The sequence below is a fragment of the Aequorivita sp. IT1282 genome, assembly GCF_058068205.1.
Window position 1 is genome coordinate 1 of the sequence record NZ_JBYRHR010000001.1, and the last position, 22,170, is coordinate 22,170.

18 protein-coding genes are annotated in these 22,170 nt (G+C 35.8%); 1 reads left to right on the plus strand and 17 read right to left on the minus strand.

All coding sequences use genetic code 11. From position 1 onward, the window contains the following. Positions 1–619: 619 nt before the first annotated feature. Positions 620–2,239, plus strand: coding sequence for a hypothetical protein (locus tag AC3RVG_RS00005; RefSeq protein WP_489689371.1), 1,620 nt, complete (start codon positions 620–622; stop codon positions 2,237–2,239). A gap of 6 nt (positions 2,240–2,245) precedes the next feature. Here the strand turns inward: AC3RVG_RS00005 and AC3RVG_RS00010 are convergent, their stop codons facing one another. The 17 genes from AC3RVG_RS00010 to AC3RVG_RS00090 all read right to left on the minus strand — a co-directional run bounded on the left by AC3RVG_RS00010 (position 2,246) and on the right by AC3RVG_RS00090 (position 22,089). Beyond that, positions 2,246–2,470, minus strand: a complete 225-nt coding sequence (locus AC3RVG_RS00010; RefSeq protein ID WP_489689372.1) for a DUF6095 family protein — start codon at positions 2,468–2,470, stop codon at positions 2,246–2,248. Then, positions 2,463–3,278 (minus strand): N-acetylmuramic acid 6-phosphate etherase, encoded by an 816-nt coding sequence (gene murQ / locus AC3RVG_RS00015; protein ID WP_489689373.1) that lies wholly within the window; start codon positions 3,276–3,278, stop codon positions 2,463–2,465. Before murQ ends, AC3RVG_RS00010 begins: the two co-directional genes overlap by 8 nt. 30 nt (positions 3,279–3,308) lie before the next feature. Further along, the gene (locus AC3RVG_RS00020) at positions 3,309–4,106 is read right to left on the minus strand and encodes a DUF4249 domain-containing protein (RefSeq protein WP_489689374.1); all 798 of its coding nucleotides are present in this window, start codon (positions 4,104–4,106) and stop codon (positions 3,309–3,311) included. Between the two features lie 4 nt (positions 4,107–4,110). After that, positions 4,111–6,477, minus strand: a complete 2,367-nt coding sequence (locus tag AC3RVG_RS00025; protein ID WP_489689375.1) for a TonB-dependent receptor — start codon at positions 6,475–6,477, stop codon at positions 4,111–4,113. Positions 6,478–6,539: 62 nt separating this feature from the next. Then, positions 6,540–8,768, minus strand: a complete 2,229-nt coding sequence (locus AC3RVG_RS00030) for an NADP-dependent isocitrate dehydrogenase (protein ID WP_489689376.1) — start codon at positions 8,766–8,768, stop codon at positions 6,540–6,542. A 695-nt stretch (positions 8,769–9,463) separates the two neighbouring features. Next, positions 9,464–9,814, minus strand: coding sequence for a 50S ribosomal protein L19 (gene rplS / locus AC3RVG_RS00035; protein WP_489689377.1), 351 nt, complete (start codon positions 9,812–9,814; stop codon positions 9,464–9,466). Positions 9,815–9,951: 137 nt separating this feature from the next. Beyond that, on the minus strand, positions 9,952–11,673 hold the full coding sequence (locus AC3RVG_RS00040; protein WP_489689378.1) for an alpha/beta fold hydrolase: 1,722 nt from the start codon (positions 11,671–11,673) through the stop codon (positions 9,952–9,954). A 5-nt stretch (positions 11,674–11,678) separates the two neighbouring features. Beyond that, positions 11,679–11,933 (minus strand): autorepressor SdpR family transcription factor, encoded by a 255-nt coding sequence (locus AC3RVG_RS00045; RefSeq protein WP_489689379.1) that lies wholly within the window; start codon positions 11,931–11,933, stop codon positions 11,679–11,681. Positions 11,934–12,138: 205 nt separating this feature from the next. After that, a complete protein-coding gene (trmD, locus tag AC3RVG_RS00050) occupies positions 12,139–12,813 on the minus strand; it encodes a tRNA (guanosine(37)-N1)-methyltransferase TrmD (protein ID WP_489690119.1) in 675 nt (224 codons plus the stop codon). A gap of 138 nt (positions 12,814–12,951) precedes the next feature. Continuing rightward, positions 12,952–13,392 (minus strand): GNAT family N-acetyltransferase, encoded by a 441-nt coding sequence (locus tag AC3RVG_RS00055; protein ID WP_489689380.1) that lies wholly within the window; start codon positions 13,390–13,392, stop codon positions 12,952–12,954. A gap of 16 nt (positions 13,393–13,408) precedes the next feature. Beyond that, on the minus strand, positions 13,409–14,572 hold the full coding sequence (locus AC3RVG_RS00060; RefSeq protein ID WP_489689381.1) for a DUF748 domain-containing protein: 1,164 nt from the start codon (positions 14,570–14,572) through the stop codon (positions 13,409–13,411). 152 nt (positions 14,573–14,724) lie between these two features. After that, the gene (locus tag AC3RVG_RS00065) at positions 14,725–16,161 is read right to left on the minus strand and encodes a cadherin repeat domain-containing protein (protein ID WP_489689382.1); all 1,437 of its coding nucleotides are present in this window, start codon (positions 16,159–16,161) and stop codon (positions 14,725–14,727) included. A 10-nt stretch (positions 16,162–16,171) separates the two neighbouring features. Further along, positions 16,172–17,119, minus strand: a complete 948-nt coding sequence (locus AC3RVG_RS00070; RefSeq protein WP_489689383.1) for a leucine-rich repeat domain-containing protein — start codon at positions 17,117–17,119, stop codon at positions 16,172–16,174. A gap of 54 nt (positions 17,120–17,173) precedes the next feature. Beyond that, positions 17,174–17,602, minus strand: a complete 429-nt coding sequence (locus AC3RVG_RS00075; protein ID WP_489689384.1) for a cadherin repeat domain-containing protein — start codon at positions 17,600–17,602, stop codon at positions 17,174–17,176. A gap of 10 nt (positions 17,603–17,612) precedes the next feature. Then, positions 17,613–18,974, minus strand: coding sequence for a cadherin repeat domain-containing protein (locus AC3RVG_RS00080; protein ID WP_489689385.1), 1,362 nt, complete (start codon positions 18,972–18,974; stop codon positions 17,613–17,615). 95 nt (positions 18,975–19,069) lie between these two features. After that, positions 19,070–20,518 (minus strand): glyceraldehyde-3-phosphate dehydrogenase, encoded by a 1,449-nt coding sequence (locus tag AC3RVG_RS00085; RefSeq protein WP_489689386.1) that lies wholly within the window; start codon positions 20,516–20,518, stop codon positions 19,070–19,072. Positions 20,519–20,700: 182 nt separating this feature from the next. Then, complete coding sequence (locus AC3RVG_RS00090) at positions 20,701–22,089, minus strand: trypsin-like peptidase domain-containing protein (RefSeq protein ID WP_489689387.1); 1,389 nt, start codon at positions 22,087–22,089, stop codon at positions 20,701–20,703. Between the last annotated feature and the right edge of the window lie 81 nt (positions 22,090–22,170).

Here is a 22,170-nt window from a genome sequence, read left to right on the forward strand (position 1 = left end):
GAGTAGGTCGCCGCCTTCCTTTAAAGACCCAATCATTTATTTGATTGGGTCTTTTTTTTTTGGAATAAACTGAAAAACAAACCTACTCTCCCACATCGTGGTGGTAGGGGCGGCAAGACGGAGCTCTAATTTTTTATAACTATTAGCTTATTCGCCCCTGCCGTTATCATAAACATAAACGCCTTCCTTTAAAGACCCAATCATTTATTTGATTGGGTCTTTTTTTTTGGAATAAACTTAAAATCCTCACCAGCCTTGAGGTTGTTGCAGTCAAAACCACACTATCCATTTAAATTTTGATTGCTGTCCATTCCATTTTTTCTGATTAAGTCAGCTTCCTTTAGTACCTCTTTCAATTTTTAAGTAAGAATTTTTGATTAAATACTTAGACCGAGCTTGCACGAGGTGGTGCTTTGACCAGCATCACGGCGTAGGTTTGATAAGTAACATCTTTAATTTCGTCTTAAAATATCCCTTTATTACAAGGTGTACGGTTTCTTAGGGAATATGTTTACGATCCCATTAGGTTTTACATCAATTATTAAATAATTAATGTTTGACGGATGGAGCACTTTACATATATTGCATCAGCATAAAATATTTCCTTAAAATTAAATTTATGAAAAAAATTATCCTTCTATTATTTCTTGTTTCATTTAACTTTTATTCACAGAAAAATCTAAGCAATGCTTATGCCTACGATATTAGTAAACCTTATGAGGCAATTGATGGTGAAAAATACTTTTTTAGCTTTGACAAGGAAATTATAATGGTAAAGAGAGATAAACGGAATATTCTTATTCAGAAATTTTCTACAGATAAACCAACAGAACTTAAGCACACAGAGTATAAAATCAGTGATTTATTTCCGAAAAATGGGCTATTGGAAGGTATTGAGCAAATAGAAGATGTAATCTATGTTTTCTATTCTACCTATGAAGGAAGAGCAACATTGAATGAGCGCTTATTCGTTAAAAAAGTAACTTTTAAAGAGGGTGTTTTTGAAGATGATTTTAACAAACAAATAATCAGTACCAACGGAAAAGTGAGGAGCAATCTACAATCTGAAAGAGCTTCGAGATTCACTTTTAATTATAGTTTCAACGGTAACGATAAGTTTCAAATTGTTAAATCAAATAATAGAATTGTTGCAAAATATACAAGAATCGATACAGATGATAACAAAGATCATGACGTAATTGGCTTTCAGGTTTTTGATAAAAATCTAGAAAAAATTTGGGGCGACGACTTTACCATGCCATATTCGGAAGACCAAATGGAACTCCTAGATTATACGATGGACGATAACGCCAACGTGTTTGCATTAATTAAAAAATACAAAGACGACAGTAAGAAGGACAAAAAAAATAGAAAAGATGAGTCTGCAAACTACTATATGGAATTATTTAAATATTCAAAGGATAGCAAGGATGCAGTAATTACGAAGATAGCAGTAGGAAGCAATTTTATTGAAGAAGTTAGAATTTTTAAAGGCCTGGAAAATACTATGTATTGCGGAGGATACTTTTCTAACGGAGAAAGAAAATCTGGAGTAAACGGTATTTTTTATTTTAAAATTGGAGCAGATGGCTCATTGGTTGATAAAAAAACCTTTGAAATACCTCTAGAATTTTTGAACCAATATGAAAGTAATAGTACTGAAAGGAAAAACAATAAGAAAGAAAATAAAGGTGAAGCAGATTATAAAAATTTAAACCTCAAAAAGATTTTCTTTCAAAAAGATGGATCAATTACATTTTTTGGTGAAGAGGTGTATTACAAAGAGGTTAACTCAAGAAATGGTTCGTACTACATATATCATGATGATGATATTTTGGTTTCGCAAATAGACGCTTCAGGAGCTTTAGATTGGACAGTTAAAATACCTAAAAGACAAATAAGCGGTTCTGGTGATTATGGAACCTCATTCTCTCATTTTTACAAAAATGAGAATCATTATGTCGTTTTCTTAGATAACGTTAAAAATATTGATCTTCCTCGAGATGAAGTGCCGGCAAAACACACCGATGGTCACGGAGGGTACTTAACTGCCGTAAAAATAGATAGTAACGGTCAATATACCAAAGGATCCATTTTAGACACTAGAAAAGCCAAGGGTAATTTAGAACTTTCCGGTTTTGATAAAGAAGCAATAATAGCAGATTCGGAAAATAATTTTTACATTGAATTTTCAGAAAGTAGGAAAGAAGATGTGCTGGTAAAAGTGGAAATAAAATAAGTGAATTTAAAAAATGGCTTTCATAATTGTATTTATTCCTTTAAATAAAAGATAGATGGCACCTGCACCGGCAATAATTCCGAAGAAAAGAAACACGTAGAACATATATGTTTCTTTGTTGAGAAAAGATAAAGTTAATAAATACGGACTTAAAAAGAGTAATGGCAATGCAAAAGCCATAAATTTCAATCCTTTTTTTAATACTTCAAAATCTGTGTGATCTTTACTCATTTCTAAAATTATTTATTGCTGTTCGAACATTTTTATGTTGCTCTAAAAGTCTTTTGGCGGCTTCTCTTGAAATATTCAATTCGGTCATAATCATACGTACACCGCGGTCTACGAGTTTATTATTACTCAGTTGCATATCAACCATTTTGTTGCCTTTTATGCGTCCCAATTGAATCATGGTTGCAGTCGAAATCATATTTAAAACTAATTTTTGAGCCGTCCCAGCTTTCATGCGTGAGCTTCCAGTAACAAATTCTGGACCTACTATCACAACCACCGAAAATTGTGCAGTTAATGCCAACGGACTCCCATCATTACAAGTTATGCAACCAGTAGGAATATTATTTTCATTGCATTTTTTTAATGCTGCAATAACATAAGGCGTAGTTCCGGATGCTGCAATACCAATTACAATATCTTTTTCTGATATATTTTCTTTTTGAAGATCGTCCCAGCCTTGATTTTCGGAATCTTCGGCAAATTCTACCGCCTTCCGAATGGCGATATCGCCTCCAGCAATTAAACCAATTACCAATTCGTGTGGCACGCCGAAGGTTGGCGGACATTCACTGGCATCCAAAATTCCCAAACGACCACTGGTTCCGGCGCCAATGTAGAATAATCTTCCACCTGCTTTTAATTTTTCAACTACCTTTTCCGTGAGTTTTTCAATTTGTGGCAGCGCTTTTTCAACTGAAATTGCAACTGTTTTATCTTCGTTATTTATATTTTGAAGTAATTCAGAAACACTCATTTTTTCCAAATGATTGTAGTTTGAATCCGATTCAGTTGTTTTGGTAAAGGCCATAATCAAAGTTACGATTTTGAGAGTAATGAATTATTGAACTGTATAATTAAGAGTAGAAACTTCCGAAATTCTAAAATACCCTAAAGGATAATTAGCAGGATTTGTTTCATTTATAATATTTCCGCGTACCGTTGCGGGCTGTGTTTCAAAAGGTCCGCCACCACCTCCCGTTTGTTGCAAAAGAATAAACATAAAGTTGTAATATGCTTCACTAACGCCATAAATATTGAATTGCACCTCGTCTCCCGGCACTATATCTTCCACCAAATAATATGCAAAAATGGTATTACCATCGAAAAATTCGTCGCTATAAACATCCAATTCGTCGCCTTTTTCTGAGAGTCCTTCAAAAAAGTAAAAGTTCTCATCGCCAGCTGGATCTGTAAAGTATGCTTTTAGTTCAATATCTTCTCCCGAAAAACCTCCATCATCGCGTTGCTCAACAAATTCTAAGGGAGAAACAGTGTAAAGTGTTTCTGTAGCTGTGTAGGTTTCATCTTTATACACTATAATCAATGTATAATCTATGTTTATTTGAAGCGTTATGTTTGATACGTAAACACCGTCTTGGGTATAATTAAAAGGATAAATCACACCATTTTCGTCTGTAACGGTGATATCTGCATCAGTAACATACGGCACATTATTGTCAAAATAGGGAGCAGTAGTGGTTAACCGAACCGCCGCACTAGTACCGCCATTGTCCCAAATATTAAGGTTTGCTTCCACAACGAGCCTTGGTGGAGCGTCATTAAGATCCACATCAATAACGTCTTCACAAGAAGAAAATATTCCGAATAAAATCACTACTAAAAATAGCTTCTTCATATTCTTAAAATTTAAAATTATAAGTTACCGAAGGGATTATCCCGAAAATTGAAAGTCGCACAGCCTCATTTTGGCTGATATCCGTATTCTCTCTGAACGAAATTGATGCCGCATTTTTACGGTTGTAAACATTATAAATGCTGAAAACCCATTCGCCTTTCCAACGCTTGGTGCTCTCCGGCTTTGGATTCCAAGTAGCCGAAAAATCTAAACGGTTAAATGTTGAAAGTCGGCTGCTGTTACGGGCTTCGTATACGGGAACGACTACACCATTATATTCATATTGCCCTTCAGGATAAGTGGTTGGTATTCCGGTTTGAAAAATAAAATTTGCGCCAAACGACCATTTTTTTGAAAGCTCATACTGTCCAGTAACTGAAATATCATGCGTTTTATCCCAGGGTGAATTATACCAAGCACCATTATTTATTCCACTTTCTACTTCAGTTCTTCCGGGAGTTCGCTGTTCACTTTTTGATAGTGTATAAGCAATCCAACCCTGAAGTTTTCCTCTATTTTTTTTGAAAAGAACTTCCAGTCCGTAAGCTCTGGCTTCCCCGCTTAATAAAATTTGTTCTACGGCATCGTTGGCTATCAAATCTGCATCGTCTACATAATCCAACCTGTTTTTCACTTCTTTGTAAAAAGTTTCCACCTCTAAAGAATAATTCCTGAAATTTCTGAAATACCCAAATGCTACTTGGTCTGCCAATTGTGGCTCGATATATTTACCGCTGGGTGCATAAATATCAAAAGGAGTGGGCGAAGTGGTGTTGCTAATTAAATGAATATACTGCGCCATCCTGTTGTAACTGGCTTTAATGGACGAGTCGTCATTTAATAAATAAGAAATTGCAAAACGCGGTTCTAAATTAGCAAAAGATTTTATGGTCTCACTTCGGCTGAAAGAAACCGTATCTATTGGCTTCCCTTTCTGATAAATATCTAGGTTTTCATTGTAAACTATTGGGTTGTCATTTTCATATAAAAACAACTGATCCTGCCCCAAACGATTAAAAGTTGATAATCGTAGCCCAGCCTGAACAGAGATTTTATCAGAAACTTCTATTTCTGCATCAACATAAGCAGCGTTTTCAAAAGCGTATTTGTCTGTGAGTTTAAAAGGATTAATTCCAGAATCTTCGGTTGTTGGTGTTACATCGCCAGGATTGAATTTGTAATAAATACTGTTGATTCCGTAACGTAAATCGACGTTATTCGAAATATAATGTGTGAAGTCATACTTCAAATTAAAATTTCGAATCCCACTGTCAAAATCGAATTCAACAAATTTCAATTCCAAACCGTAATAGTAATCTGAATAAATTAATGACAGATTTGAAAACAATTTATCTGAAAAAAGATGATTCCAACGAAGGTTTAAAGTTGTGTTTCCGAAGCTATTCGCAAAGCTATCAGATATTTCAAAAACATCTCTTCCGAAGTAACCCGATAAAAATAGACGGTTGTTTTCGTTAAGATTGTAACTAAGTTTAGCGTTTAAATCGTAAAAATAAGCAATGTTATCATTGTCGAATAGCGGCAAAAATAAATGTGCGTAACTACTTCGGCCTCCTACCAAAAATGAAGCCGTGTCTTTTTTAATCGGACCTTCTAAAAGCAATCTACTTGCTACCAAACCAATACCGCCACTAGCGTGATAATCGCGTTTGTTGCCGTCTTTTTGATAAATGTCTAAAACTGAAGAAATGCGTCCACCATAACGCGCTGGAATTCCACCTTTGTAAAGCGTCAAATCTTTAATAGCATCTGGATTGAAAACCGAAAAGAAACCAAACAAATGCGAAGAATTATAAAGCGTGGCTTCGTCTAACAATATCAAATTTTGATCGGCAGCACCTCCGCGAACGTTGAAACCGCTCGCTCCTTCGCCAGCACTAGTAACTCCGGGAAGTAGCGTTATTGCTTTAATAACGTCAACTTCGCCCAAAACCACAGGGATTTTTTTAATCGTAGTTGTGGAAAGTGTGTTTGCACTCATTTGCGTACTTCGCACATTGAGTCTTTCGCTGTTGGCTTCAATTACAACTTCGTCCAAACTTTCGGTATCTGTTAAAAGCGCTAAATCCTTTCTGAGATTTTCAGTAAGAGATACTTGAATTTTCTGAGTGGCGAAACCGATACTGCTGTACTCAATTTCATATTCGCCCTTTGCCAATGTAATTGAATAATAGCCGTACTGATTTGTTACCGTTCCTGTTTGGAGAGCAGGTATAATTACGTTTACACCTATTAGTGTTTCGCCCGAATCTGCTTCGGAAATGGTGCCGCTAATAGTGAACTTTTCTTGTGAAAAAGCAACTGCACTAATGAAGAAAAGGAAAAGTGACGCTATTTTTTTCAGTTGCATAAATATTTATGGGTAAAAAAAACCTCCAGCTATTGCTGAAGGTTTATAGACGGTTGTGGTATTTACTTAATTTCCGCTAGGATACTATTAAAAGTTTTGCTTGGTCGCATTGCCTCAGAAACGAGTTTTTCAGTTGGTTCATAATACCCACCAATATCTACTGAATGCCCTTGAATTGTTATAAGCTCGTCATTTATTTTAGCTTCGTTTTCCTTCAGCTCTTTTGCTATAGGCGTAAAGATTTTTTTCAAATCTTGATCTTTTTCCTGCTTTGAAAGTGCCTCAGCCCAATACATTGCCAAATAAAAATGACTTCCGCGATTGTCAATTTCGTTTACTTTTCGCGAAGGTGACTTGCTGTTTTCCAGATATTTTTCTGTGGCGTTATCCAAAGCGTCTGCTAAAACTATTGCTTTTGGGTTGTTGTTTTTAGTTCCCAAATGCTCAAGTGAAACTGCCAGCGCCAAAAATTCGCCTAAAGAATCCCAACGTAAGTGGTTTTCTTCCATAAACTGTTCAACGTGTTTTGGGGCAGAACCTCCGGCTCCGGTTTCAAACAATCCTCCGCCATTCATCAATGGAACTATAGAAAGCATTTTTGCACTTGTACCCAATTCCAAAATAGGGAAGAGGTCTGTTAAATAATCGCGAAGTACATTTCCTGTTACCGAAATAGTATCTTTTCCTGCTTTTACACGTTCTAAGGTATATTCTGTAGCTTCTTCCGGAGATAGAATTTGTATGTCTAAACCTTCAGTGTTGTGCTCTGGAAGGTATTTGTTTATTTTTTTAATTAGTTCGGCATCGTGGGCGCGATTTTCATCCAACCAAAAGATAGTAGGATTTCCAGTGGCGCGTGCGCGTTCAACAGCTAATTTTACCCAATCTTGTATTGGTAAATCTTTAGCTTGACACATTCTCCATATATCACCTTTTTCAACACTGTGCTCAATGATTACTTTTCCAGCAGCGTCTAAAACTTGAACTTTTCCATCAGCTGAAATCTCAAAAGTTTTATCGTGGCTACCGTATTCCTCAGCTTTTTGAGCCATCAAGCCTACGTTTGGAACTGTACCCATTGTAGTTGGATCAAAAGCTCCGTGTTTTTTACAAAATTCAATCGTGGTTTCGTAAACACCGGCGTAGCTACTATCTGGAATTACTGCTTTTGTATCGCGGCTTTTTCCCTCTGGTCCCCACATTTGCCCAGAATTACGAATCATAGCTGGCATAGAAGCATCCACAATTACATCACTTGGAACGTGAAGGTTTGTAATTCCTTTATCGCTGTTTACCATTGCTAAATCTGGGTTCGCAGCCATTATATTTTTAATATCCTGAAGAATTGCATTTCTTTCAGTTTCACTTAATTCAGATAATTTGCTTTCCAAATCGCCCAAACCATTGTTTGCATCTACGCCTAGTTTTTTGAAAGTGTCCGCATATTTTTCAAATAAATCTTCAAAATAAACCTTCACAGCATACCCAAAAATAATTGGGTCGCTCACCTTCATCATGGTTGCTTTTAAATGGATAGAGAAAAGCACTTTCTTTTCTTTGGCGTCCTTTATTTGTGCTTCTAAAAAGGAAACCAACGCTTTTTTACTCAATACAGTAGCATCGATGATTTCACCTTTTAATACTTTTAAGTTGTCTTTAAGAATGGTTTTGTTTCCGTCTTTTTCGACTAAAACAATATTCAAAGCGTCATCTGCGGCCAGTGTAATTGATTTTTCATTGTGAAAGAAATCGCCTTCCTGCATTGTAGACACGTGGCTCTTGCTGTCGCTGCTCCAAGCGCCCATACTGTGTGGGTGCTTTTTCGCGTAATTTTTCACAGCTTTTGGAGCGCGACGGTCACTGTTTCCTTCGCGAAGTACTGGGTTTACAGCACTTCCCTTTATTTTGTCGTATTTGGTTTTAATTGCTTTTTCTTCGGAAGTTTGAGGGGAATCTGGATAACTAGGAATTTCAAAACCTTTCTTTTGAAGTTCGGCAATAGCTTCGTTTAACTGTGGTACAGATGCACTAATATTCGGAAGTTTAATAATGTTTGCTTCTGGTGATTTTGCCAGCTCGCCTAATTCGGTTAAATCATCCGTAACGCGCTGGTCTTCTTTTAAAAACTCTGGAAAAACAGCCAAGATTCTCGCGGCAAGCGAAATATCACGACTTTCTAATTTTATGTTTGCTGGTGAAGTGAAAGCTTTTACTATTGGTAAAAAAGAGTGGGTTGCCAAAGCCGGTGCTTCATCGGTTTTGGTGTATATAATTTTAGAAGTGTTTGTCATTGAAGTATTTTTTGGAATAAAATAATTGAAATTTTAAGGAATGCAAATATAACGATTTGGCTGCTTTTTATCGGGAAGTTGACTCTTAATTATTTGGAAGGTTCGGCATATAATCGAAAATTTCGTAACGAATAACTGCAAGGTGTTAAAACAAGAAAAGCCATATCACTGTATAAATACATTGTGATATGGCTCCTTGTAAAGTAAATTGTTACCATCAATCCGTCAAGCGGAAACAAGGCAAGTTTATTATATGCTTGCAGATGTAATTTACTTACACGAGTTCGAATTTTTCTAGTTTCGCATTGCATTGAAGCAGTTGCGTCTTTTAAAAAAGCGACTCATAAACTTTTTCTGATCTCAGTACTAATAATCTAAAGATCTTGAGTACCTCAAACAATCAAAAAAAGAGTGTAAAGTATTTTCTTTTTACTTTTTCAGATCTAGAAACTATCATTCATGAGAGGTTTAGCTTCGTGAACAATTTGAAAAAACAGTGTAAAAGAACGTTACTTTAGTTTATCAATTGAGCTGTTAGGCCGTTTTGATATTGCTAATATAAAACAGATAAACGAATAAGCAAGGATTTGTAACCCTTTAGAAATGCACAGTTTACAAACAATGCTTATTAACATTTGTTCATAAAAAAAGCCCTGTAGATACAGGGCTTTTGAAGGTTTTCAACAAAGAGTAAACTATGAACGTTTTTCTTTGATACGGGCTTTCTTCCCGGTAAGACCTCTAAAGTAATAGATACGCGCTCTACGAACACTACCTTTTTTATTGATCTCAATTTTTTGAAGTGCTGGCATATTTACAGGGAATATACGTTCCACACCAACAGTACCACTAATTTTACGGATTGTAAAAGTTTTAGTAATACCTGATCCTTTAACTTGGATTACAACACCTCTAAAGAACTGAGTTCTTGTTTTTTCACCTTCACGGATTTCATAGTATACAGTAATTGTATCACCAGCTCCGAATTCAGGAAATTCTTTTTTTGTTACAAATTCGTCTTGAACAAATTTAATTAACTCTTCCATTTTGTTAATTTGATATAGTTTGAAATAAAACAACGTTCGCGGTTTTCGCCAGAGGTTGGATTAAGTGGGTGCAAAAGTAAGCAATTTATGTTATTAGACAACAAAAAATGTTGATTGTTATTTGTTTAAAGTTGTCTTTATTGCTGAGCCAGTATCCATTCAGCAATATCCTTAAGTACTTCAGGCGAAATGGTTTGCTCTATGCGAGCATACTCTTGTAAAGTTCCTGTTTTACACTCCTGAAACAAATGGTTTAGTTGCGGATAAGCTTTTAATGTGAAGTTTTTTGATGTATCATTATTCATTATTGCTTGTAAAGCACTTAGATTTTCTGTAGCAGGAACTTGCAAATCTTTTTCTCCATTTAAAGCAAATAGTGGGCAGTCAAGGTTTTCGATAGAATTCTTCGGATCGTATTTTATAAAAGTGCTGAGCCAAGGGCTGGAATAACTATCTACTAGTATTTTTTTGTAATAGGCTTCTGTCATTCCGTGTTCTGAAGCGAACTTCGGGTTTTTTACAAAATAATCAGAAGTGTATTTTTCTAAATTATACTTTAATGAATCGGCTTCAGAAGTGGTGATAATCTTCATTAGTCCCGCATCAAAGGCTAGTTCTTTGGAAATAAATTCTTCCGAAGAACCCATAGCTTGTAGCTGCATTTCCTTTTGACGAAGCATCAATTCGCTGCCAGGAATCATAACGCCAGCCATAGCGACAACAAAGGCAACATCATTATTTTCAGAAGCTACTAAAGGACCAATTACACCACCTTCACTGTGACCAATCAATCCTATTTTTTTAGGATTAATTTCCTTTCTAGTTTTTAAATAATCAATTGCAGCCGTAACATCTTTGGCAAAATCTACTGAAGTTGCCTTTGAAAAATCGCCTGTAGATTCGCCAAAACCTCTGTCGTCGTAGCGCAACACTGCAATGCCGTGGTTTGTGAGATAATCTGCCAATACCCAAAATGGTTTGTGTTCAAAAATCTCTTCATTTCTATCCTGTGGACCACTTCCAGTAATAAGGATGACGCTTGTAAAATCGCTTCCTGTTTTTGGAAAGGTGAGCGTGCCTGCCAATGTAACACTGTCTTGAATGTTTGTGAACGATACTTCCTCAACAGTATATTCAAAGGGAGGTTCGGGGGTTTGGGGTCGGTTTAATTTTCCTTGTGCAAAAAAACTTGTGGAAATCATCAGCAAAACAATTATAGCAGCCAGTTTTTTGAATTGCATATAGGAATGCGCTATCGGAATCAATGTAATAATTGCTGTAATTATTAAAAATACGGTAAGTGCCGTTTGTTCATTAAATATAAAGCTTGAAAAAATTATCAGTAATCCTCCAATGACCCATAATTTACCTCCTAATTTGTGGGTGCTTTTCCAGACTGTCTCGTTTTCTAAAGTCCACGGGGTTCTGATGCCTACAAAATAATTAGGTTTTATCGTTTTGAAATAATTCCCCAACAAAACGAAGAAGACACCTAAAATTATGAATAAAAAGTTTGGATTACCCAGCGATTCCTCTTTTATGGAATATATAATATAAGTGAATAGTACTGTTATAAATAACGTAGTTATTAGCCTGATACTATAATATTTATTCCCCATTGCATCAACACGTTTCTTTGGGTCGATTTTCGGAATGAAAAGAAATAAGGCGTAAAGAGCTAAAGGAATTAACCCAATAATAAGCAATTCCATTTTGCTGCCGTACCGATTTACAGTTCCATCTATACCCCATTGTAAAGGGACTTTTGCGGGTAATGTATTCCAAACATAGGCTATAAATGCAGCCGGAAAAACTGAAAACAAAAGCAGCGGAAGTTCTTTTTTTAAATTGAATTTCATGATTATTATTTTTTGAGGGTTAGTAGCCAAGTAAAAACATCGTCGAGAATTGTGGTATTTATTGAATAGTGAATAAACTGCCCCTTTTTCTCGCCTACAATTAAATCTGCGCGTTGTAAAATATCCAAATGATGCGAAATGCTGGGTTTTGAAATGCTGAAGTTGTCTGCTATTTCACCTGCCGTCAAGTCTTCTTTTTTCAGTAATTCCAGTATTTCCCTTCGAGTATCATCGTTTAGCGCTTTGAAAATATCTTTCACAATTCGTTTAGTTATTTAGACAAATATCTAAATACTTTTTGTTATTTACAAATTTATAATTAAAATGCGCGCGATTAATCGCACGCATTCAGTGTTTTAAAGTGTTTTCACAGAAGTAAATAGGGGTGAAGGGAGTAGTCTCGATAGAATATGTTTGGTCTTCAACTTATATGAGTTTTAACTAATTCCTTAATTCGAGGGAATTCTATTCCAACAAATCTGGCCTGCGTTCTTTAGTGCGTTTGTACGCTTGATCTTCGCGCCATTCCTCGATTTTGCCAGTGTTACCGCTTGTAAGTATTTCTGGAACCGTCCAACCTTTGTATTCTGCTGGGCGGGTGTAAATTGGTGGCGCCAATAAGTTATCTTGAAAAGAATCTGTTAATGCACTTGTTTCATTCCCCAAAACACCCGGAATCAAACGGATAATTGCATCGCAAACCAAAGCAGCTGCCAATTCACCACCGCTTAAAACGAAATCGCCAATTGAAATTTCACGGGTTATAAAATGATCGCGCACGCGTTGGTCCACTCCTTTATAATGTCCGCAGAGAATAATAATGTTTTCTTTAAGTGAAAGCTCGTTCGCCTTGTGTTGGTTAAAAGTTTTGCCATCGGGTGTCATATAGATTATTTCGTCGTAATCTCTTTCGGCTTTTAATTCTGTAATACATTTATCGATGGGTTCAATCATCATTACCATTCCCGCGCCGCCACCAAATTGGTAGTCGTCTATTTGCTTGTAGTTATTTGTGGAATAATCACGAAGGTTGTGAGTATGCACTTCAACCAGCCCTTTTTCAATGGCGCGTTTTAAAATTGAAGCTTCAAATGGACTTTGAATTAATTCGGGTAATACGGTTATTATGTCAATTCGCATTATAGTATTTCTTTTTTCAGTGAGCATTGGTCAATTGAACCATTTACGTAGTTAACTCCATTTAGAAGTTCTTAGAGTTTGGTGAGATGGTCCAATGCAATAAAGTTTAAAAGGTAAAAATACGCTAATTGAAACATATTATACTTCCCAAGTATAATGATTTACGTGAACGTCATTTTTCCAACCTAGTTTTTTATAAAGCGTTTGGGCGGGATTGTCGGCATTAGTTTCTAAAGTGATTCCTTTGCTACCTTCTTTTATAGCGAACTGCTTTGCGCGTTCCATCAACGCTTTGCCAACGCCTTGTTTTCTTGCTTCTGAAATAACAAATAAATCGTTCAAGATATAGGTTCGTTGCATAGAAACTGAAGAAAAACTTGGGTAGAGTTGTGTAAAACCTAATGCGTTATCAGACGAATCTAAACACAGAAATATTATAGAATCTTGCTTTATGAATCTTTCTTCTAGAAACGCCCAAGCTGCTTCAAAGTTTGAAGCTTGTTTATAAAAAACACGATAACCATTAAATAAAGGTACGAGTTGTTCGAGATTTGAAATTGTTGCTGTAATTACTTTCATATAAAATAATTTATAACTAACCTTTCTTTGCTTGGCGTTCTTTTTTTCGTTGCTCGCGCTCTTTTTTTCGAAGATCGCGTTTTTGTTCGCGGGTAAGATTTTCACTTTTAAGGGCATCTTTAAAATTGATATCATTATCAACATCGCCTGTAAATGCTTTAATCCAAGCATTCCCAAAAATATTAATAACTGTTGGCCAAACACCAGCTTCAACACTAGTTAAATCGCCCTCGAATGGCACTTTTGTGGCAAGCGTATCTGTGCCTTGGTTTTTCAGGATAAATTTGAAAAAACCAGCAAAGCCTTCCCATAAAATTTCAAGGAAACCATCTTCTTTTCCTATCAATTTAGTATCGGTTAAAAGTGGTTTTACATAGCCAACCATATAGCCGTCTGCTATGGCAACTTCGCTATAAATACTAAATATGCCTTTATTAAAATCGAGGCCTGCGTAATAATTTGTGAAATCGTTTAAAGCGGTTGCATCTGCATTTTCAAGTGAAAAGGAAAGATCCATATCTGGAATTTCCTTCACCAAATTCATATTTCCTTCCAGAGCAACTTTTCCATTGCCAATTGAAACGCCTGTGGCGCGAATGGGTGAGGGGAGAATGCGGCCTTTTTCTACAACATTGCGAAGGTTATCGGCGGTGAGTTCTAGTTTATCTATTTGTAAATCGATATTGGGCTCTGCGGAAAGCTGTACAAATGCCACTTTACCGTCGTGGACTTCAAAATGGTTAATATCTATAGGTACAAGTTCAGTTAACGCTTTGGTCCAATCATCTACATTTGCATCGCCACTTTCTTCCTTTTGGTCTTCAAAAACGTAAATAACTTCGGGGCTCGTCATTATTATTTCGCTTACAATTTTACCTTTAAAGAGCGATTTCCACTCGATGGAAATATCACTTTTTGGAAAACTGAGAAACGGAACTTGCGATTCTGCAGTACCTTTATTAAGATACATACCATTAATTACATAAGCTCCGCGATAAAGGGAAATGTCTATATCTTCAACCTGCCCGTAATAGCCAGGAATGTCTGCCAAAATTTTATTTATATTATTTTTTACAAGTGTGGGAAGGTATAACCGAAAAGCGATGAGAAGAATTAAAATTATAATAGGAACTGTATAACGTTTCTTTTTGAAGCCTCTTTTCTTTTTTAATTCAGACATTTTTAAAGCTAAATAATTTCAACAAATTTGATTGAAAGTAGGGGATTTTTCAGTTAATGAAGTCATAAAAAACACAGCGTCCTTTGCGAGATTGCGGAGAAAGTATACCGCAGAGGCGCAAAGGACGCAGAGAAATTATAGTCTTTTAGTTTTTAAAGACTGCAGTCGCCGTCTATGATGTCTTGTTTTGTGGGGTTATAGGCGTTGAAAGCTGCTATGTAGCTATTACTACTACCATTTATAAAGAGGTTTTGTAAGGCACAAAAATCAACAAGTGCAGTGTTGTCTTTTATGCTAATAGGAAACAGAATGAATAATAAATTATTTAATCCATTTAAACTAGTAAGTCCATCATTATTTAATATATCTAATTGCCCACCAATACTGCTAATATTGTTTAAGCCATTTAAATCTTGTAATGAATCATTATTTCTAATCGTTACACCTCCACTTAAGGTTGCACTGGTAACCAGAGGATTTAAGCTTTCTAATAATGGGTTATTGGTAAAATTAATTCCTCCCGTAAATGTGATATTTTCTATGCCTCTTAAACTTCTTAAGGCATAATTCCCGCCTAAATGTAAACCTAAGACTGATCCCGTTAAATTTTGAAGACCAGACAAATTATTTAATGATTCATTCCCACCAATACTAATACTTCCTTCTAAATGAACTAAGCCCGATAAGCCGTCAATATTTGTTAGGGATGAATTAAACGAAATATTTAAATTGCCAGACACAGCGGATAGATTATTTAACCAATCTAAATTTTGGAGACTGTCATTTCGATCTATTGTTACGCCCTCCAAAACAGTTGTGATGTTCGAAAGGCCCTCCAGATTGGTTAAAGCTGGATTATCATCGATAGCTAAAAATCCAGCTAAAGTTTGGATATTGTTCAAGCCTACCAGATTAACCATCGAAGGATTGTGTAATAAGGCAAAATAGTCTCCTAAATATAAAAGGTTCTCTAGGCCGTGTGTGGTTGTTAAATCACCGTTATATTGAATATATAAATAATCTTCTATATGTTTTAAAGAAAGCAAGGGGGTTAAATCTGTAATATCGCTATAGCCTTCACTTTCCAGTTTACCGATTACTAAATACCCGTTTATTCTAGTATAATTATTAGCTCCAAAATCATCTACTTCTTGTTGAGATCTTAAAAAAACATCACCTTCATAAACATTTTCTTCATCCAAATCATTCAACGTAACTGTAACTAACGCATTTTCAGAAACAGTGCCATTAGCTATTTGCACTACTCCCGTGATTGTTGGATTAGTTTCAAAATCAAAAAGCAATTCATCGGCAACTTTCAATTCTCCCGAAGTTGCATCAATAGTAAATGCTCCCGAAGGGGTTTGTTCTGTAATTGAAAAAGTAACTGAGCCGTCATTGGTGCTTCCTTGAACGGTTCCAATTGATTGGCTGTTGGTTGGGTTTTCATCTATTGTTATTGAAAAGTTAGCCGTTGTTACTGTTATTTCAGTTCCTTGTGGAATTGGGTCATCACTGTCTTTTGAACAGGAAATAAATGTAAAAGAAATAGTTGCTGCTATAATTCTGAAAGTGAAAAGTCTATTCATTATTTAGTTTTTAAAGGCTGCAATTGCCGTCTATAATGTCTTGTTTGGTAGGGTTGTAGGCATTATTATAACTTTGATAATTAGTATTTGGTTCTATCGTTAAAATATTTCTTAAAGAACAAAAATCAATAAGATTGGTGTTTTTAGTAATGCCTATACCTTCCATATGAGATAGTGCTTCTAAACCATTTAAGCTTATTAAATTTTCATTGCCGGTAATACCTATATTTCCATCTACACGATCCAAATTAATAAGCCCTTCAATATTTCGAAGAGTATTATTATATGTAATACTTAAACCTCCTTGCCCAAGAGAAGTAACACTGGTAAGTCCATCCAAATTTTCAAGTGAGTCATTGTTATTGATAATTATATTTCTTAAATAATTTGTATTTGATAGCCCATCAATATTTATAAGAGAAGGGTTACTTCTTATTTCTAAAAATATAAGAGTATCACTCAGATTTTGCAATCCATTCAAATTTTGAAGACTATTATTTTCTGATATTGAAATATGACTATATCCAAGATTAATATTAGTTAAATTACTCAACCCATCTATATTGGTGAGTGCGTGACAATTACTAATGCTTATAGCTTCTACTCTTGAAATATTATTTGCCCAATCAAGATTTGTAATTTCTGGGCAGAACCCAAGTCCTAAAGTATGTTGAATTTCAACAATCTGGTTCAACCCGGAAAGATCCGACAATACATCATTATTAAATAAGCTCAAAACTGAAAGTGAAGTTATATTATTTCGCCCTATTACACTTTCTAAAGAGCTATTATTAGAAATCACAAAAATCCCCGATATAAAGTCCACATTAAGTCCATTTGTGGTTACTAAGACAGCGTTATTTTTAATTTGAAAAAAACTGTTTATATTTTTTAAACTTTGAAGCGGAGTTAAATCAGTTATGTTAGAATAACCTTCGTTTTCTAGTTTTCCAATCACTAAAAAACCGTTAATTTGAGTATAATTATTAGCTCCAAAATCGTTTACTTCTTGCTACGATCTTAAAATTACATCCCCATCATAAATATTCTCCTCAGTTAAATCATTCAAAGTAATTGTAATCGAAGCATTTTCAGAAACAGCGCCACTAGCGACTTGAACTGTCCCAGAAATAGTTGGATTAGTTTCAAAATCAAAAAATGTCTCATCAACAACTTTCAGTTCCCCAGAAGCTGCATCAATAGAAAATGCGCCGGCTGGATTTTGTTCGGTGATGGAAAAACTAACCGAGCCGTTGTTGGTACTTCCTTGCACGGCTCCAATAACTTGTCCGTTGATAGGGTTTTCATCCATTGTTATTGAAAAATCTGAAGTTGTTACATTTATTTCAGTAGGGTTTGGATCATCGCTGTCTTTTGAGCAGGAAATGAAGGTGAAAAAAATTGATGCTATTAATATTTTGATTGTTAAAAGTCTATTCATTATTTAATTTTTAAAGACTGCAATTGCCGTCTATAATGTCTTGTTTTGTGGGGTTGTAGGCGTTACCTGATATGGAAAGTGTTTCAATTGTACCAGATACACATAAATTAGTTAAAGCACATAAATTCACTAGATTTGAATTATGTTGGATTGTCAAAAATTGTCGGACTTCCAACAAATTTTCCAATCCGTTCAAACTTATTAAGTTTTCATTATTTCTTATATCTCCATGGTCTGCAATTTTGGTAACTCTTTCGAGTCCTAACAAGTTCAATAGCGATGAGTTGTTTGTAATAAAAAGATTTTGGACTGGTCCAATATTTTTTATGCCGTTCAAATTTAATAGTGATTCATTATTGATAATACGAATTACATTAGCACTCCCGAACATGTTTTGTAGCGGATCGATGTTGACCAAAACAGGATTGTTTAGAATATCAATACTACCTTGAATTCTGCCGGATATTGAGAGTGCGTCAATGTTATCTAAAAATGGATTGAATGAAAGGTTTAAAGATCCACCAAGAAATATTATGTTATGTAGACCATCCAAATTTACAACTGGAATTGCTTGTATTGTTAAATCTCGCTCTACGGATGAAATATTGTTTAAACCATTTAAATTTGTCAAAGAATCATTATGGTAAATAGAGAGGTCTATGTGTATTGTTATTACATTGTGTAAACTTTCAAGATCAGTCAAAACCGGGTTTTCGTATAATGATAGGCTACCGCCTATTTCTGAAAGATTATCAAGACCTGTAAGACTTTGCAAATTTCTATTATTTGCAATGATTATTCCTTCACCCACAAATGTTAATGCTTCAAGCGGTGATAAATTGTCAATGTTTGAATCATCTGAACCTAAATTGTAACCAATAATTAAATAGCCAGTAATTCCAATATAATTATGCGAGCCAAATTCATCTACCTCTGCTTGAGTATTAAGCACAACATTACCGTCAAATATATTGTCTTCATTCACATCATTTAGAGTTATATTAACTAAAGCATTTTTAGAAACAGCGCCATTAGCTACTTGCACCATTCCCGTAATTGTTGGATTTGTTTCAAAATCAAAAAGCGTTTCATCAGCAACTTTAAGTTCTCCCGAAGTTGCATCAATAGTAAATGCTCCAGTCGGATTTTGTTCTGAAATTGAAAAAGAAACCGATCCTTGATTGCTGCTTCCATGAACGGTTCCGATGGATTGACCATTGGTAGGGTTTTCATCTATTGTTATTGAAAAGTCAGCCGTTGTTACAGTTATTTCGGTTGGTACGGGATCATCGCTGTCTTTTGAACAGGAAATGAAGGTGAAAATGGAAAGTAGGAAGAGAATCGAAAACTTGTTTTTAAGTAGGAACGACATTATTAAAGAAATGTTAAATTATGAGTTTTCAAATATAAAAAAATCCTGCTGCCACGGCAACAGGATTTTTCCTATTTCATTAAAATACTAAATTACTAGTAATAAGTAAATCGTCTAACTTGTGCAATATACTTGGCCAAGCGAATTACTTGGTGGCTGTAACCGTACTCATTATCGTACCAAACATAAAGTACGATATTTTTTCCATCTTCGGTAACGATTGTAGCGTTGCTGTCATAAATAGAAGGTGAGCAAGAACCAACGATATCGCTAGAAACCAATTCATTATTCATAGAATATTGAATCTGCTCTACCAAATCGCCTTCCAAAGCGTATTTTTTCATTGTAGCGTTAATATCATCTTTTGAAGTTGGTTTTGCTACCTCAAGATTTAAAACCACTAATGAACCGTTTGGAACAGGAACACGAATCGCGTTACTGGTAAGTTTACCTGCTAAAATAGGCAATGCTTTTGCAACGGCGCTTCCAGCACCAGTTTCAGTAATTACCATATTTAATGCTGCAGCACGACCACGACGGTACTTGCTGTGCATATTATCTACCAAATTCTGGTCATTTGTATAGGCGTGAATTGTTTCCAAATGCCCACGAACTACTCCGTAGGTATCCTCAACGGCTTTCAAAATAGGTGTAATGGCATTGGTAGTACAAGAGGCTGCCGAGAAGATATCGACCGTATTTGGATCGTATTCGTTTTGGTTTACACCGTGAACGATATTTGGAACGCCTTTTCCAGGAGCGGTAAGCAATACTTTTGCCGCACCTTTCGCTTTTAAATGGCGGCTTAATTCTTTATCATCGCGGAAAGCACCGGTGTTATCAATAATTAACGCATCGTCAATTCCGTATTTTGTATAATCTATGTCTTCAGGATTGTTTGCTGAAATTATGTGAACGGTAGTTCCATTAATAATCAACGCACTGTTTTCAAGGTCTGTACGTACAGTTCCAGGGAAATCTCCGTGAACAGAATCGTACTGAAGCAATGAAGCTCTTTTGTCTAAAACGGTCTGATCCATTTTACCACGAACCACAATAGCACGAAGGCGAAGTTGATTGCCCCCTCCAGTTCGGGTCATAAGCTCACGAGCCAATAAACGCCCAATACGGCCAAAACCGTATAGCACTACGTCTTTTGGAACTACTGTTTTTGCTTCCTTGGCATTTTTCAATTTATCTGAAACGAAAGCCAAAGCATTTGAATACTTATCGTCTTCCAAATGGAATTCATACGTAAGTTTCCCGATGTCCAGTTTTGCTGGCGGAAGATCCAAAGTTTTGATTGCCTGCGCAATTTCCACAGAATCGAAAATTGAAATTGGTTTTTGAACGAATTCACCTGCATATTCATGAAGGTTCAAAATTTCACTCACATTGCGGTCTATAAGTTGGTTGCGGAAAAGTACCAGTTCAATGGACTTGTCGTACCAAAGGTCGCTAATGATTTTAATAAATTCTACTGAAGCTTTTCGGCGGTCAGTTTGAAAAGACAGTTCTTTTTCATAAACGTCATCAAAACTCATAAGGATAGATTTTTTAGGTCCGCGTATTCTTTAATGCTTAGCAAGTAGAAGTACGAGGAGAGCGTTAAAATTTGGCGCAAAAATACTTATTTTCATCGTCTTGGGGAAATAAAAACCTAAAATAAAAACGCCGCTGAAAGTTTTGATTTTCAGCAGCGTTTAGAATAAATATAATATCAATTTTACCTAAATATAAATGAATTGATATTTCCGGCACTATCCATAAAAGTCATTTTTATAGGCGTGCGATAGTCGCGCTGGCTCATAATTCGCTTTGCGTCGTCTATATCATTAACTGCTTCGTCGTTAATTTTAGTGATTATAATTCCTTCTAATTTATAACGAGCCACTTCGGGAGAAAGGGCGCGCGTAACCATAACCCCGTTTTTAAGACCTCTCGCTTTTAATTCTTCTGAAGTAATATTTTTCACTTCCACGCCAAGATCATCAATGGAGAAAGTTTCTAACTTTATAAGTTTTACAGGAATTTTTCTTTCTTTTCCATCGCGAAGTACAGTTACTTCAACTACATCTTTCGGCCGTTTTGAGCCCAAATAACCAGACAAATCAGCAAATTTGGCAACCTTATAACCATCCAGTTGTTTAATAATATCGCCTTCTTTTAAGCCAGCTTTATCGGCGCCGCTTCCTTTTTCAATTCCGCCCACAAATACGCCTTGGGTTTCGTTGATTCCGTATTTTTCTACAAGTTGCGGACTTATATTCCCCACTTGAATGCCTAAAATGCCACGTTGAACGTTTCCATATTCTAAAATATCTTCAATTACTTTTCGAGCGTTATTGGATGGCACGGCGAAGGAATAACCAACATAACTTCCCGTTTCCGAAGTAATAGCAGTGTTTATCCCAATCAATTCGCCACGAGTATTTACCAAAGCGCCGCCACTATTTCCGCGATTTACGGCTGCATCGGTTTGAATAAAAGATTGCGAATTTCCATCAAATTGGTTTAAATCGCGCGCTTTCGCACTAATAATTCCAGCGGTAACTGTTGAGGTTAGATTAAATGGATTTCCCACCGCAAGCACCCATTCGCCGATCTTCACATTGTTTGAATCGCCAAAAGGAATGTATGGAAATTCCTCATCGCCATCAATTTTCACAAGGGCAATGTCAGTATTTGGATCTGTGCCAATAAGTTTTGCGGTATATGTTTTATTGTTATTCAGTGTAACCTCAAGGTTAGTCGCGTTCGCAATTACATGATTATTAGTAACAATATAACCATCTGGCGAAATTATTACGCCGCTACCACTGCCAACCATAGCTTTGGGTTGTCCGCCACCTTGAAAATATTCCATAATATTAGTGGGTTGTCTGCTTACGGTGGTGTTTTTTACGTGAACCACGGCGTGCACTGTTTTCTCGGCAGCATCGGTGAAATCAGTATTCATTTCGGCTCCGTTCGTAGAAAAGGTTGTTGGAATAAAATTGGTTTTTTCTGAAGAGGTAAAAGGAATAACATCTTTTTCTTCGATGAGTTTGTAACCTCCAAGCGTGATGGCGCCCGCAAAAAGCGCTACTAGAAATAAACTAACTGTTTGTTTCATTGTAAAAAATTTTAATTAATACTACTTTATTATAATATGAAAACTTCGTTCTTAAGTTTTGCATTTTAAACTGTTTTTAGC

Excerpts from the sequence above, each read along its gene's own strand:
- AC3RVG_RS00055 (WP_489689380.1), bottom strand. The coding sequence starts at position 13,392 with ATGAAAGTAATTACAGCAACAATTTCAAATCTCGAACAACTCGTACCT.
- AC3RVG_RS00075 (WP_489689384.1), bottom strand. The coding sequence starts at position 17,602 with ATGAATAGACTTTTAACAATCAAAATATTAATAGCATCAATTTTTTTC.
- AC3RVG_RS00005 (WP_489689371.1), top strand. The coding sequence starts at position 620 with ATGAAAAAAATTATCCTTCTATTATTTCTTGTTTCATTTAACTTTTAT.
- trmD (WP_489690119.1), bottom strand. The coding sequence starts at position 12,813 with ATGCGAATTGACATAATAACCGTATTACCCGAATTAATTCAAAGTCCA.
- AC3RVG_RS00040 (WP_489689378.1), bottom strand. The coding sequence starts at position 11,673 with ATGAAATTCAATTTAAAAAAAGAACTTCCGCTGCTTTTGTTTTCAGTT.
- AC3RVG_RS00085 (WP_489689386.1), bottom strand. The coding sequence starts at position 20,518 with ATGAGTTTTGATGACGTTTATGAAAAAGAACTGTCTTTTCAAACTGAC.
- AC3RVG_RS00080 (WP_489689385.1), bottom strand. The coding sequence starts at position 18,974 with ATGTCGTTCCTACTTAAAAACAAGTTTTCGATTCTCTTCCTACTTTCC.
- AC3RVG_RS00090 (WP_489689387.1), bottom strand. The coding sequence starts at position 22,089 with ATGAAACAAACAGTTAGTTTATTTCTAGTAGCGCTTTTTGCGGGCGCC.
- murQ (WP_489689373.1), bottom strand. The coding sequence starts at position 3,278 with ATGGCCTTTACCAAAACAACTGAATCGGATTCAAACTACAATCATTTG.
- AC3RVG_RS00060 (WP_489689381.1), bottom strand. The coding sequence starts at position 14,572 with ATGTCTGAATTAAAAAAGAAAAGAGGCTTCAAAAAGAAACGTTATACA.
- AC3RVG_RS00025 (WP_489689375.1), bottom strand. The coding sequence starts at position 6,477 with ATGCAACTGAAAAAAATAGCGTCACTTTTCCTTTTCTTCATTAGTGCA.
- rplS (WP_489689377.1), bottom strand. The coding sequence starts at position 9,814 with ATGGAAGAGTTAATTAAATTTGTTCAAGACGAATTTGTAACAAAAAAA.
- AC3RVG_RS00030 (WP_489689376.1), bottom strand. The coding sequence starts at position 8,768 with ATGACAAACACTTCTAAAATTATATACACCAAAACCGATGAAGCACCG.
- AC3RVG_RS00065 (WP_489689382.1), bottom strand. The coding sequence starts at position 16,161 with ATGAATAGACTTTTCACTTTCAGAATTATAGCAGCAACTATTTCTTTT.
- AC3RVG_RS00010 (WP_489689372.1), bottom strand. The coding sequence starts at position 2,470 with ATGAGTAAAGATCACACAGATTTTGAAGTATTAAAAAAAGGATTGAAA.
- AC3RVG_RS00020 (WP_489689374.1), bottom strand. The coding sequence starts at position 4,106 with ATGAAGAAGCTATTTTTAGTAGTGATTTTATTCGGAATATTTTCTTCT.